This is a genomic window from Burkholderia anthina (genome assembly GCF_001547525.1).
GTDB classification, from domain to species: Bacteria; Pseudomonadota; Gammaproteobacteria; order Burkholderiales; family Burkholderiaceae; genus Burkholderia; species Burkholderia semiarida.
The window spans coordinates 377,712-390,614 of record NZ_CM003768.1 but is presented as its reverse complement, the minus strand read 5'-3'; the positions used below and the strand labels follow the sequence as shown (position 1 = coordinate 390,614).

Genomic DNA, 12,903 nt, shown 5'->3' with positions numbered 1-12,903 from the left:
GCCCGATTGACGATCCTACGCACTTTCGGGCTCGCGTCGCTCGTCGCGCGCATCGGCCAGCGACGCCGGGCCGCGTTTGGCCCAACCGTCGTACCGCCCGGCGCCCGCACGCGAACCGCGTGCACCGCGGCGGGGCAGCCGCATCACGGGCCGCCGTGCCGCATTCGGCGCCGGCGCGTCTCACCCGTTCTCCCGGCGCCGCGCCGTTTTCCCGGCCGGCATCCCGAACCCGCCCGTCCCGGGCTTTCGCTATTCCGTTTATGTTTCGTTCCCTGACGACCCTGATCAAGAAGTGGCGCGCGTCGCGCAATGCCGGTCACCAGCTCGATGCGCTGCTCGCGCACGCCGACGCCGACGCGTCGTACGCCGAGCGCAGCGAATGGCTGATCGAGCTCGCGCACTGGCTGCGCCGCAACGGCACGGTGCAGGACGCGCCGGCCGCGCGCGACGCCGACACGCGCGCGTATCCGGCCCATGCGCGGCTGCGCTACCTGTTCCATGTGCTCGATCGCAACCCCGCGTGGAAAGCGCACGCCGCGCGCATCCTGCGCGGCATCCTGCGCGAGTGCGACGGCATCTCGCTGCTGTGCGACGCCGGCATGCCCGTGCATTCGGGCTTCTTCGGCGCGCTGTTCGAGCGGATCGACTCGTCGCTGATCCCGCCCGCGCCGAACCGCCGCGAGCTGTCGGCGCTGTTCACGCTGATGTTCCCGGCGCCCGAGGACGCGAAATGGATCGACGCGCTGCCCGACGACCTGCTCGCGCGCCTCGCCGAGCTGCTGTCGTTCGACGTCACCGACGAGGAGCGCCACGAGCCCGGCTCGTTCTCGCGCGACTTGCTGGCCGCGCTGCACAACCTGACCTGCCAGATCAGCTCGACCGGCCTGTCGCAGACGGTGCGCAGCCGGCTGTCCGACGACGATGCGCGCAAGCCGCTCGAATCGCAGCCGTTCTACCGCCTCACGCGCGCGATGCTCGCGGTCGAGACCGCGCATGCGGCCGTCGAGGACGGCGGCGACCCGAGCAAGCTGCTGCACGAGGTCAACTACCTGCGCGTGCTGCTCGACGAATGCCGGATCGCCGTCGACGACGTGTTCGCGCACCTGTACCGCAACGGCGTGTCGGTCGACATCGTGTTCCAGGTCGAGCGGATGCGCATGCGCATCCTGCGCGCGGAAACGCTGCTCAACGCGTGGATGGCGCGCGACGACCTGCACGGAATGGCGCACCTGACGGCGGAGCTCGTCGACGCGAACCAGAACAGCCAGAGCGTCGCGCACCTCGTGCGCAGCAACTTCTCGCTGTTCGCGCGCAAGCTCGTCGAGACCAACGCGGACACCGGCGAACACTACATCTCGCGCGGCCGCGCCGAGTACCTGAAGATGCTGCGGATGGCCGCGGGCGGCGGCCTCGTCACCGTCGCGACGGTGTGCGTGAAGTTCGCGATCACGGGCGCGCACCTGCAGTCGATGCTCGAAGGGCTGCTCGCCGGCATCAACTACGCGGCCAGCTTCATGCTGATGCACTTCCTGCACTTCACGCTCGCGACCAAGCAGCCCGCGATGACCGCGCCGACGCTCGCGCGCGAGCTCGACGACACCGGCCACGACGACGGCGTGAAGGCGTTCGTCGCGTCGGTGATCGCGCTGATCCGCACGCAGGCGGCCGCGATTTCCGGCAACGTGCTCGTCGTGCTGCCCGTGTGCCTGCTCGTGCAGCTGTTCGCGGCCAACGTGCTGCACACGAACGTGATTTCGCCGGAGAAGGCGCACGCGACGCTGCATTCGTTCTCGCTGCTGGGCCCGACGCCGTTCTACGCGGCGCTGACGGGCGTGCTGCTGTGGGCGTCGAGCCTGCTCGCGGGCTGGGCCGACAACTGGTTCGTGTTGCACCGGGTCGGCGACGCGCTCACGTACAACCGCCGGCTGCGCCTCACGCTCGGCGCGGCCGGCGCCGCGAAGCTCGCGCACTTCTGCCGGTCGAACGTCGCCGGCGTGGTCGCGAACGTCGGCCTGGGCCTGATGCTCGGCCTCGTCCCGGCGATCGTCACCGTGTTCATGTTCCCGTTCGAGGTGCGGCACGTGACGCTGTCGGCCGGCTCGATCGGGGTCGCGCTCGGCGTACTGGGCAAGGGTGCGCTCGGCACGCCCGAGCTGTGGTGGGCCGCCGCCGGCGTGCTCAGCATGGCGATCCTCAACGTGCTCGTGAGCTTCGCGCTCGCGTTCACGATGGCCGTGCGCTCGCGCAGCCTGCGCCCGACCAAGGTGCGCGCGCTCGTCGCGGCGATCGTCCGCACGGTGCTGTCGAATCCGCAGGCGCTGTTCTGGCCGGCCGGCAATCCGAGCACGCGCGTCGGCCAGCCGGGCGCGCACTGACCGGCGGCGAGGCGGCGGCGCCCGGCCGCGCCCCCGCCTCGCCGCCCCTGCCGGCGCGCGCGAACGCCGGTTGCGCCGGCGCCGCCGCGCCGAAACGCCGGCCCCGGTCGCCCGCGCCGCGTACAATAGTGGACTTTTGCACGTCCTCACCCGCCTTATGTCCTCGCCCACCCTGTTCGAATTCTTCGCCCCCTGCCCGCGCGGCCTCGAAGCGGCGCTTGCCGCCGAGCTGGCCGAAATCGCCGGCCGCCACCTGAACGGCGCGCCGTTCACCGCGGGCGCGCAGGTGCCGGGCGGCGTCCATTTCAGCGGCGGCTGGGCCGCCGGCATGGCCGCCAACCTCCATTCGCGGATCGCGAGCCGGATCCTGCTGAAGATCGCGCACGGCCCGTACCGCAACGAACAGGACGTCTACGCGCTAGCGCTCGAGCAGCCGTGGGAACGCTGGTTCGCGTCGACGCAGACGCTGCGCATCGACATCACCGCGATCAAGTCGCCGCTGAAAAGCCTCGAATTCACGACACTGCGCGTGAAGGACGCGATCTGCGACCGGATGCGCGAGAAAACCGGCTCGCGCCCGAGCATCGACACCGGTGCGCCGGACGTGCGCGTGTTCGCGTTCCTCACCGCGGGCGAATGCACGCTGTACCTCGACACGTCGGGCGAGCCGCTCTTCAAGCGCGGCTGGCGCCTCGACAAGGGCGCGGCGCCGCTGCGCGAGAACCTCGCGGCCGGCATCCTGCGGCTGACGGGCTGGAAGCCCGGTACCGCGCTGTACGACCCGATGTGCGGCAGCGGCACGTTCCTCGCGGAAGCCGCGCAGATCGCGCTCGGCGTGGCGCCGGGCGTCGAGCGCCGGTTCGGCTTCGAAAAGCTCAAGCAGTACGACATCACCGCGTGGCAGGGGCTGAAGGTCCCGGCGCTCGACGCGAAGCGCGCGGCGCGGGCCCAGCGCGGCGAAGCGCTCGGCGTGTACGGCAGCGACATCTCCGGCGACATGCTCGAGAAGGCACGCGCGAACCTCGAGCGCGCGGGCGTGCCGTCGGTGTGGCTCAAGCAGGTCGACGCGCGCGGGATGACGCCGCCGTGCGACGGGCCGGGCATCCTTCTCGCGAACCCGCCGTACGGCGAGCGGATCGAAGTGCGCGGCCGCAGCGCGCGCGGCGAGGTGCGCGAGACCGGCCGCAACCGCGGCAACGACGACGCGTTCCGCCGCACGCACACCGACGCGCCGGACAGCGAGTTCTTCAACGCGCTCGGCGATGCGCTGAAGCAGCGCTTCACGGGCTGGCAGGCGTTCCTGCTGACGTCCGACCGTTCGCTGCCCGGCCAGTTGCGGCTGCGCGAATCGGCCAAGACGCCGCTGTTCAACGGCGCGCTCGAATGCCGGCTGTTCCGCTTCGACCTGATCGCCGGCAGCGTGAAGGCGCGCCCGGCCGCGCAGGAAGGCGACGCCTGACCCTGACGCGCCGAACTCGCGCGAACGTCGCGGCGGCCGCTGCCGCCTGCTGACACTCCGATGACGCCCGGCATCCGCCGGGCGTTTTGCTTTGCGCGGCATCGATGCAAGCGGGGCCGCGTCCGCTCCGCCCCGCCCCGCCCGGCCCGTACGCGCCGCCGCCCGGGCGCACGCCGCCGATGCGGCCGGCGGGGCCTTTTGTCAGCACCGCCATCACTACTGACAGCACGCTGTCAGGAGCCCCCGCTCACACTGCAATCCCGGCGCAATGCAAGGCTGGTTTCCGTCCAGAACAACCCGAACAACAAGGAGCTCGTCATGACGTCCGCAACTGCAACCGCAACCCTGGAACGCGCGATCGCGTGGTTCGACATTCCGTCCCTCGATTTCGACCGTGCGATCCGCTTCTACGAAACCGTGCTGCAAACCACGTTGCAGCGCGAGGTCATCGGCGGCGTGCCGATGGCGATGTTCGATCACGAAGCGTCGAGCACGGGCGGCAGCATCGTGTTCGATCCGCAGCAGATGAAGCCGAGCGCGAACGGCGTGCTCGTCTACCTGAACGCCGGCGAATCGGTCGTCGCCGCGCTCGAACGCGCGAAGCGCGCGGGCGGTGTCGTGCAGGGCTCGGTCGTCGAGCTGCCGAACAACTACGGCTACGTCGGCTACCTGATCGACACGGAAGGCAACCGCGTCGGCCTGCACGCGCCGAAATGCCACTGAGCGCAGCGGTCAGCGGGCCGGCGCGGCGCTATCATCGCGAAGTCCCCGTAGCCAGAGGAATCGAGGTGCCGTCATGACCCGCCGTGCCGACCGTCTGTTCCAGATCGCCGAGCTGTTGCGCGGGCGTCGTCTCACGACCGCGCAGCAACTGGCCGACTGGCTGTCGGTGTCGCCGCGCACGGTCTATCGCGACGTGCGCGACCTGCAACTGTCAGGGGTGCCGATCGAAGGCGAAGCCGGCATCGGTTACCGGCTGAACCGCAACGCGAGCCTGCCGCCGCTCACGTTCACGGCCGAGGAGCTGGCGGCGCTCGCCACCGGCGCGCGGATGCTCGAAACCTGGGGCGGTGCGCGCTTCGCGAGCGGCGCGCGCTCGGCGCTCGCGAAGATCGCGTCGGCGATGCCGGCCGACAAGCGTACGGCGCTCGATCGGCTGCCCGTGTTCGCGCCGTCGTTCCACATCGACGAGACGTTTTGCGCGAAGGTCGACGCGATCCACCAGGCGATCGACACGCGCCACATCGTCAGCTTCGCCTATCGCGACCGGCTCGGCGCGCATTCGCAGCGCCGCGTATGGCCGCTCGGGCTCGTCTACTGGGGCGGGCGCTGGACGATCGGCGCGTGGTGCGAGCTGCGCGGCGATTTCCGCACCTTCGACATCGCGCGGATGGGCGATATCACCGTGCACGAGCAGTTTCCGGACATGGAAGGCCGGCGGATCGCCGACTACATGCGGATCGCGGAAGCGCCGATGAAGTGACGCATCGGGCCGTCGCGGGATGGAAAACGGCGCCGGGAAAATCGGCGCCGTCACTTTCGAATCTCTCTCGTTTTCATTCGAATTTCCGTACCGACCGCTTCTTGGAACGAAGCGGTCGGACGGAACCGTTCGTCGCAAAATAAACAAAGCCGGCGAGATTTTTCATACACGTCCATTTTCTGGATAGTCAGCACACTGCGCACAATCGAGCTTGCTTGTCGATTTTTTCACGGCACGATCCGCCCATGATCCTGAGGATTTAAGGAATCGGCTCGCGCCTCTCAGTCAATTCCGATTGGATTAACAACATGTCGAGGCCGCCATTCTCCAGTGCATGGCACGCCTTCATGAGAGTCAAAGTTTCGGTCGATGAAGTCGGGACACGGATTCCGGAAACCGCATCGATATGGGTATTGCGCTGAAAGACCCGCTGCTCGCGCTCTCGCAATCGGCTCCGTCACGGCGGCACCCCAAGCCACGGTCGCGGCCCCCGATGCTCGCCATGCTGTCGAACGGTATTCGCAAAAAACGTTGCTGAAGAACTGGGCACTCGGCGTTTGCCTGGCCGGGATCGCGCACGATACCCGCGATCGTGACGACGCCAATGCCACCGCAAGCGCCTATCTGGAATTCGGCGATCAGCCGATCGAGGCCTGCGACGCGCTCCGCGCGCTCACGCAACGGTACGTCAAACGACAATACAGCGGATCGATTCCAGCGTCGTTCAATACGATGAAGTGCATCGACCTCTTCCACAGTCGGGAACTCGACGCGCTTTCCGATCGGCTGACAAAAGCGCGCTAGCGCGGCGGGGCGCGATACGTGCGCCCCCTGCATTGCACATGTCATGGCATGCGCGCGACCGCATTCGCTCCGTCATGAACGCCGCCGGCGCGCCGCCTCGTCGTCACTCGACGGCCTTCACCATGTCCTCGATGACCTTCTTCGCATCGCCGAACACCATCATCGTCTTGTCCATGTAGAACAGGTCGTTGTCGAGGCCCGCATAGCCGGCCGCCATCGAGCGCTTGTTGACGATCACCGTGCGCGCCTTGTACGCCTCGATGATCGGCATCCCCGCAATCGGCGATTTCGGATCGTTCTTCGCGGCCGGGTTCACGACGTCGTTCGCGCCGAGCACGAGCACCACGTCCACCTGGCCGAATTCGCCGTTGATGTCCTCCATCTCGTGCACGATCTCGTACGGCACTTCCGCTTCCGCGAGCAGCACGTTCATGTGCCCCGGCATCCGCCCGGCGACCGGGTGGATCGCATACTTCACGTCGATGCCCTTCTCGACCAGCTTGTCGGTCAGCTCCTTCAGCGCGTGCTGTGCACGGGCGACGGCGAGCCCGTAACCCGGCACGATCACGACCGATTCCGCGTTGCCGAGCATGAACGCCGCGTCGTCGGCCGAACCCGACTTCACCGGCCGCTGCTCCTGCGCGCCCCCCGCGCCGCCGGCCGCCGCTTCGCCGCCGAACCCGCCGAGGATCACGTTGAAGAACGAGCGGTTCATCGCATGGCACATGATGTACGACAGGATCGCACCCGACGAGCCGACCAGCGAACCGGCGATGATCAGCATCGCGTTGTTCAGCGAGAAGCCGATGCCGGCCGCGGCCCAGCCCGAGTACGAGTTCAGCATCGACACGACCACCGGCATGTCCGCGCCGCCGATCGGGATGATGATCAGCACGCCGAGCACGAACGCGATCGCCGTCATGATGATGAACGGCAGCCACGCCTGCGTGATGAAGAACAGGATACCGAAGCCGAGCATCGCGATCGCGAGCATCAGGTTGATCAGGTGCTGGCCCGCGTACACGACCGGCGCGCCCTGGAACAGTCGGAACTTGTACTTGCCCGACAGCTTGCCGAACGCGATCACCGAACCGGAGAACGTGATCGCGCCGACGAACGTGCCGATGAACAGCTCGACGCGGTTGCCGTACGGGATGAAGCTCGACGACACCGCGTCCTGCGGCACGAGCCCGAACGCTTCCGGCTCCGACACCACCGCATACGCGATGCACACGGCCGCGAGACCGATCAGCGAGTGCATCGCCGCGACGAGTTCCGGCATCTTCGTCATCTCGACGCGCGCGGCGACGAATGCCCCGACGCCGCCGCCGACGATCAGCGCGCCGAGCACGAGCGCGAGGCCGAGCGGCAGGTTCGCGCCGAGCCACGCGGCCTGCTTGACGATCAGCGCGATCGTCGTGAGGATCGCGATGGCCATCCCGACCATCCCGAACAGGTTGCCGCGCCGCGCGCTCTTCGGGTTCGACAGGCCCTTCAGCGCCTGGATGAAGCACACCGACGCGACGAGGTACAGCAGCGTAACGACGTTCATGCTCATCGCGCGCCCTCCTTGCCGCCCTCGACACGCTTGGGCTCCTTCTTGCGGAACATCTCGAGCATGCGCCTCGTCACGAGGAAGCCGCCGAACACGTTGACGGCCGCGAGCGCGACCGCGAGCGTGCCGAAGAACTTGCCGGTCGCGCCGACGGTGAGCGCCGCCGCGAGCATCGCGCCGACGATCACGATCGCCGAGATCGCGTTGGTCACGGCCATCAGCGGCGTATGCAGCGCCGGCGTGACGTTCCAGACGACGTGGTAGCCGACGTACACCGCCAGCACGAAGATGATCACGTTGATCACCGTGTGATTGATGACTTCCATGGTCTCCTCCGTTATTTGCGCGTGACTTCACCGTCGCGGCACAGCAGCGTCGCGGCGACGATGTCGTCGGTCAGGTCGATGTTCAGCGTGCCTTCCTTCGTGACGATCAGCTTCATGAAATCGAGCAGGTTGCGCGCGTACAGCGCCGACGCGTCCGACGCGACCATCGACGCGAGGTTCGTGTAGCCGGCGATCGTCACGCCGTTGTGCACGATCACCTGGTCGGCGACGGTCAGCGGGCAGTTGCCGCCCTTGCGGCCGTCGAATTCCGGGCCGCGGCCGGCCGCGAGATCGACGAGCACCGCGCCGGGCTTCATCGACTGCACGGTCTCCACCGAGATCAACGTCGGCGCCGGGCGCCCCGGAATCAGCGCGGTGGTGATCACGATGTCGGCCTGCTTCGCGCGCTCGTGCACGAGCGCGGCCTGGCGGCCGAGCCACGACGGCGGCATCGGGCGCGCATAGCCGCCGACACCCTGCGCGGCTTCGCGCTCTTCGTCGGTTTCGAACGGGACGTCGAGGAATTTCGCGCCGAGCGACTCGATCTGCTCCTTCACGGCCGGCCGCACGTCGGACGCCTCGATCACGGCGCCCAGCCGCTTCGCGGTCGCGATCGCCTGCAGGCCCGCGACGCCCGCGCCGAGAATCAGCACGCGCGCCGCCTTCACGGTGCCCGCGGCCGTCATCAGCATCGGCATGAAGCGCGGATACAGCGACGCGGCCACCAGCACGGCCTTGTAGCCGGCGATGTTCGCCTGCGACGACAGCACGTCGAGACTCTGCGCGCGCGTCGTGCGCGGCGCGGCCTCGAGCGCGAAGCCGGTCACGCCGGCCGCGGCGAGTTTCGCCGCCTGCTCGCCATTGAACGGCTCGAGCATGCCGACCAGCACGGTGCCGCGCTTGAGCGACGGCAGTTCGGCGTCGGTGGGCGCCTGGACCTTCAGCACGATGTCGGCGTCGAAAGCGGCCGACTGGTCGGTCAATTCGGCGCCGGCGGCCGCATAGGCTTCGTCGGGATAGCTGGCCGCGGTGCCGGCCCCTTTCGCGATACTGACCCGATGGCCGGCCGCCGCGTATTTCTTCACGGTTTCCGGCGTCGCGGCCACACGCGCCTCGTTGGCCCGCGTTTCAGCAGGCACTCCAATATGCATCGTCAGTTCCTCCAGTCATTGTCAGTATTTCTTTTCTTGCGATCTTTTTACTGCGCAACGAGCCGGACAGGCTGACTTACCGGCTCACGAGCAACGGCGTTCACGCTGCACTTTAACCGAAAGCGATGGCCCCGCCAGCACTTTCCGCACGATCGTGCTCGAATGCGACGTCGGTTTGATCCGCGCCGCCATGTCCCGCCGGGGCCGACGAATCCGAAAGGGTCGGATTCGTCTAACGGAACGGCCGGCAGCGTTCGGGCGCAACCGGTAAAATGCCGAACCATGAAACCCGAAATCTGGACCCCGCATGTGACGGTCGCCGCGCTCGTCGAGCGCGCCGGCCGCTTTCTCGTGATCGAGGAAGAAACCTCGACGGGCCTGCGCATCAACCAGCCGGCCGGTCACCTCGAAGCCGGCGAAACGCTGGCCGACGCGGTGATCCGCGAAACGCTGGAGGAAACCGCGCACCCGTTCACGCCCGACGCGCTCGTCGGCGTCTATCTCGCGCACTACGACCGCCCCGGCAGCGCCGGCGCGACCTACCTGCGCTTCACGTTCTGCGGCACGGCCGGCGAACCGGTCGCGGGCCACGTGCTCGACGACGGCATCGTCCGCACGCTGTGGATGACGGCCGACGAGCTGCGCGCCTGCAGCGAGCGCCATCGTTCGCCCGCGGTGATGCGCTGCGTCGACGACTATCTCGCCGGGCGGCGCATTCCGCTCGATTTCGTACACACGCACTCGGTCGCCCCGCGCCCCGAGGCATTCGAACGTCAGGCGGTCGGCAAATGAGCAAGCGCCGTGTAGTGGTGGGCATGTCGGGCGGCGTCGATTCGTCGGTGACCGCGTGGCTGCTGAAGGAACAGGGCTACGACGTGGTCGGCCTGTTCATGAAGAACTGGGAAGACGACGACGACGGCGAGTACTGCTCGACGCGCCAGGACTGGATCGACGTCGTGTCGGTGGCCGACCTGATCGGCATCGACGTGGAAGCCGTCAACTTCGCGGCGGAATACAAGGATCGCGTGTTCGCCGAATTCCTGCGCGAATACTCGGCCGGCCGCACGCCGAACCCCGACGTGCTGTGCAACGCCGAGATCAAGTTCAAGGCGTTCCTCGACCACGCGATGTCGCTCGACGCGGAAATGATCGCGACCGGCCACTATGCGCGCGTGCGCGAACGCGACGGGCGTTTCGAACTGCTGAAGGCGTTCGATCACACGAAGGACCAGTCGTACTTCCTGCACCGGCTGAACCAGGCGCAGCTGTCGAAGACGATGTTCCCGCTCGGCGAGATCCCGAAGACGAAGGTGCGCGAGATCGCCGCGCAGATCGGGTTGCCGAATGCGAAGAAGAAGGATTCGACCGGCATCTGCTTCATCGGCGAACGGCCGTTCCGCGATTTCCTGAACCGTTATCTTCCGACGAAGCCCGGCCCGATGAAGACGCCCGACGGCAAGGTGGTCGGCGAGCACATCGGCCTCGCGTTCTACACGTTCGGCCAGCGCAAGGGCATCGGGCTCGGCGGCAGCAAGAGCGGCAGCGGCGAGCCGTGGTTCGTCGCCGCGAAGGACATCGCGTCGAACACGCTGTACGTCGTGCAGGGCCACGATCATCCGTGGCTGCTGTCGCGCGAGCTCGTCGCCGGCAACGTGAGCTGGGTCGCCGGCGAGCCGCCGGCGGACGGCTTCGCGTGCGGCGCGAAGACGCGCTACCGGCAGGCCGATGCGGCGTGCGCATTCGGTCGGGCTGCGACAGGTCGAGCCGCGACAGGCCGGGCCGCGATCGACGCCGCGGCAGCCGGCCCGGCAGGCGAGGCGCGCTTCTCGCTCGCGTTCGACGACGCGCAGTGGGCCGTCACGCCCGGTCAGTCGGCCGTGCTGTACGACGGCGAGATCTGTCTGGGCGGCGGCATCATCGAATCCGCGGCGACCGGCCAGCCCGGTCAGGCTGCGGCGGCGGGCCACGCGCCGGCGCTCGCCGAAGCACGCTGACACCCATTCGGTTTAGACTTGCGGCACGCCGCGCCCGGCGGAACACGATTCCGCCGCGGCCGGCGCGCCGCCTTCGCAGCGTACGCATGGCGGTATCTCAAGATTCTTGCGGAGTCCCCCATGCTTTCCAGACGCTACCTCGCGATGTGGTGCGCCGTCCTGCTGCTCGTCGCCGCAGCCGCACTCGCGTCGGTCCACCTCCTTTCCTGGCTGTGGATCGTCATCCCCATCGCCCTCGTCGCGCTCGGCCTGTACGACCTGAACCAGGACCGCCACGCGATCCTGCGGAACTACCCGCTCTGGGGCCACTTCCGCTTCCTGTTCGAATTCATCCGGCCTGAAATCCGCCAGTACTTCGTCGAGGACGACACCGACGAAAAACCGTTCTCGCGCGCGCAGCGCAGCCTCGTCTACCAGCGCGCGAAGAACGTTGCCGACAACCGCCCGTACGGCACCGAGCTGAACGTGAAGGCCGTCGCGCACGAATGGATCAGCCATTCGCTCGCGCCGACGAAGCTGCCGAACCACGATTTCCGCATCCGCGTCGGCGCGAATCGCGCGCAGCCGTACGACATTTCGATCTTCAACATCTCGGCGATGAGCTTCGGCTCGCTGTCCGCGAACGCGATCCGCTCGCTGAACCTCGGCGCGAAGAAAGGCGGGTTCGCGCACGACACCGGCGAAGGCTCGCTGTCGAAGTACCACCGCGAGAACGGCGGCGACATCATCTGGGAAATCGCGTCCGGCTACTTCGGCTGCCGCAACGACGACGGCACCTTCAACCCGGACAAGTTCGCGAAGCAGGCCGCCGATCCGCAGGTCAAGATGATCGAGGTGAAGCTGTCGCAAGGCGCGAAGCCCGGCCACGGCGGCGTGCTGCCGGCCGCGAAGATCACGCCGGAAATCGCGGAGACGCGCGGCGTGCCGATGGGCAAGGACTGCATCTCGCCCGCGACGCACTCGGAATTCTCGACGCCGCGCGGGCTGCTCGAATTCGTCGAACGGCTGCGCACGCTGTCCGGCGGCAAGCCGACCGGCTTCAAGCTGTGCATCGGCCATCCGTGGGAGTTCTTCGGGATCGCGAAAGCGATGCTCGAGACGGGCATCGTGCCCGACTTCATCGTCGTCGACGGCGCGGAAGGCGGCACGGGCGCGGCGCCGCTCGAATTCACCGACCACGTCGGCGTGCCGCTGCAGGAAGGGCTGCTGCTCGTGCACAACACGCTCGTCGGGATCGGCGTGCGCGACCGCGTGAAGATCGGCGCGAGCGGCAAGATCATCACCGCGTTCGACATCGCGCGCACGCTCGCGATCGGCGCGGACTGGGTGAACTCGGCGCGCGGCTTCATGTTCGCGGTCGGCTGCATCCAGGCGCAGCACTGCCACACCGACCGCTGCCCGACCGGCGTCGCGACGCAGGACCCGGTGCGCCAGCGCGCGCTCGTCGTGCCCGACAAGGCCGAGCGCGTATACAACTTCCACCGCAATACGCTGCATGCGCTGCAGGAACTCGTGCAGGCGGCCGGCCTCGCGCATCCGTCCGAGCTGCGCGCGCATCACATCGTGCAGCGGGTCGCGCCGCACGAAGTGCGGCTGATGTCGCAACTGCTGAAATATCTGAAACCCGGTGCGCTGCTCGACGGCCAGACCTGCGGCTTCTCGCTGTACGACAAGTGGTGGCCGATCGCGCGCAGCGATTCGTTCACGCTCGGCGAAGCCGTGTACGCGTCGATCGAGTAAAGCGCACGGCAGCCCC

11 protein-coding genes are annotated in these 12,903 nt (G+C 68.0%); 8 read left to right on the top strand and 3 right to left on the bottom strand.

Annotation, left to right across the window (positions count from 1 at the left end; translation table 11 throughout):
- Window positions 1–260 precede the first annotated feature (260 nt).
- The 5 genes from WS64_RS01855 to WS64_RS34805 all read left to right on the top strand — a co-directional run bounded on the left by WS64_RS01855 (window position 261) and on the right by WS64_RS34805 (window position 6,121).
- Window positions 261–2,375, top strand: a complete 2,115-nt coding sequence (locus tag WS64_RS01855) for a site-specific recombinase (protein WP_060965587.1) — start codon at window positions 261–263, stop codon at window positions 2,373–2,375.
- 157 nt (window positions 2,376–2,532) lie between these two features.
- Window positions 2,533–3,834, top strand: a complete 1,302-nt coding sequence (locus WS64_RS01850) for a THUMP domain-containing class I SAM-dependent RNA methyltransferase (RefSeq protein WP_059581144.1) — start codon at window positions 2,533–2,535, stop codon at window positions 3,832–3,834.
- Window positions 3,835–4,152: 318 nt separating this feature from the next.
- Window positions 4,153–4,557, top strand: coding sequence for a VOC family protein (locus tag WS64_RS01845; RefSeq protein ID WP_059581142.1), 405 nt, complete (start codon window positions 4,153–4,155; stop codon window positions 4,555–4,557).
- Between the two features lie 73 nt (window positions 4,558–4,630).
- Window positions 4,631–5,317: a helix-turn-helix transcriptional regulator gene (locus WS64_RS01840; protein ID WP_059581139.1), complete on the top strand. Its 687-nt coding sequence runs from the start codon at window positions 4,631–4,633 to the stop codon at window positions 5,315–5,317.
- Between the two features lie 531 nt (window positions 5,318–5,848).
- Entirely contained in the window at window positions 5,849–6,121 is a 273-nt protein-coding gene (locus WS64_RS34805) for a T6SS amidase immunity protein Tai4 family protein (RefSeq protein ID WP_060965586.1), read from the top strand.
- A gap of 103 nt (window positions 6,122–6,224) precedes the next feature.
- Here WS64_RS34805 and WS64_RS01830 read toward each other — a convergent pair whose 3' ends face one another.
- The 3 genes from WS64_RS01830 to WS64_RS01820 are packed head-to-tail and all read right to left on the bottom strand — an operon-like array spanning window position 6,225 to window position 9,153.
- Window positions 6,225–7,679, bottom strand: coding sequence for an NAD(P)(+) transhydrogenase (Re/Si-specific) subunit beta (locus WS64_RS01830; protein ID WP_059581136.1), 1,455 nt, complete (start codon window positions 7,677–7,679; stop codon window positions 6,225–6,227).
- Entirely contained in the window at window positions 7,676–8,002 is a 327-nt protein-coding gene (locus WS64_RS01825; protein ID WP_006476884.1) for an NAD(P) transhydrogenase subunit alpha part 2, read from the bottom strand. Before WS64_RS01825 ends, WS64_RS01830 begins: the two co-directional genes overlap by 4 nt.
- Before the next feature lie 11 nt (window positions 8,003–8,013).
- Window positions 8,014–9,153: a Re/Si-specific NAD(P)(+) transhydrogenase subunit alpha gene (locus WS64_RS01820; protein WP_059638152.1), complete on the bottom strand. Its 1,140-nt coding sequence runs from the start codon at window positions 9,151–9,153 to the stop codon at window positions 8,014–8,016.
- Between the two features lie 282 nt (window positions 9,154–9,435).
- On the opposite strand from WS64_RS01820, the gene WS64_RS01815 reads away from it, so the two are divergent.
- From WS64_RS01815 to WS64_RS01805, 3 genes are all read left to right on the top strand, one after another.
- Window positions 9,436–9,945 carry an NUDIX hydrolase gene (locus WS64_RS01815; protein WP_059501004.1) on the top strand — a complete coding sequence of 170 codons (510 nt, stop codon included), beginning with the start codon at window positions 9,436–9,438 and terminating at the stop codon, window positions 9,943–9,945.
- Window positions 9,942–11,147: a tRNA 2-thiouridine(34) synthase MnmA gene (gene mnmA, locus WS64_RS01810; protein ID WP_060965585.1), complete on the top strand. Its 1,206-nt coding sequence runs from the start codon at window positions 9,942–9,944 to the stop codon at window positions 11,145–11,147. Before WS64_RS01815 ends, mnmA begins: the two co-directional genes overlap by 4 nt.
- A gap of 120 nt (window positions 11,148–11,267) precedes the next feature.
- Complete coding sequence (locus tag WS64_RS01805; RefSeq protein ID WP_059581124.1) at window positions 11,268–12,887, top strand: FMN-binding glutamate synthase family protein; 1,620 nt, start codon at window positions 11,268–11,270, stop codon at window positions 12,885–12,887.
- Window positions 12,888–12,903 lie beyond the last annotated feature (16 nt).

Bases quoted from the DNA above. Each gene is read 5' to 3' on its own strand.
- WS64_RS01820 (WP_059638152.1), bottom strand. From the start codon at position 9,153: ATGCATATTGGAGTGCCTGCTGAAACGCGGGCCAACGAGGCGCGTGTG.
- mnmA (WP_060965585.1), top strand. From the start codon at position 9,942: ATGAGCAAGCGCCGTGTAGTGGTGGGCATGTCGGGCGGCGTCGATTCG.
- WS64_RS01830 (WP_059581136.1), bottom strand. From the start codon at position 7,679: ATGAGCATGAACGTCGTTACGCTGCTGTACCTCGTCGCGTCGGTGTGC.
- WS64_RS01840 (WP_059581139.1), top strand. From the start codon at position 4,631: ATGACCCGCCGTGCCGACCGTCTGTTCCAGATCGCCGAGCTGTTGCGC.
- WS64_RS01805 (WP_059581124.1), top strand. From the start codon at position 11,268: ATGCTTTCCAGACGCTACCTCGCGATGTGGTGCGCCGTCCTGCTGCTC.
- WS64_RS01845 (WP_059581142.1), top strand. From the start codon at position 4,153: ATGACGTCCGCAACTGCAACCGCAACCCTGGAACGCGCGATCGCGTGG.
- WS64_RS01850 (WP_059581144.1), top strand. From the start codon at position 2,533: ATGTCCTCGCCCACCCTGTTCGAATTCTTCGCCCCCTGCCCGCGCGGC.
- WS64_RS01825 (WP_006476884.1), bottom strand. From the start codon at position 8,002: ATGGAAGTCATCAATCACACGGTGATCAACGTGATCATCTTCGTGCTG.
- WS64_RS01815 (WP_059501004.1), top strand. From the start codon at position 9,436: ATGAAACCCGAAATCTGGACCCCGCATGTGACGGTCGCCGCGCTCGTC.
- WS64_RS01855 (WP_060965587.1), top strand. From the start codon at position 261: ATGTTTCGTTCCCTGACGACCCTGATCAAGAAGTGGCGCGCGTCGCGC.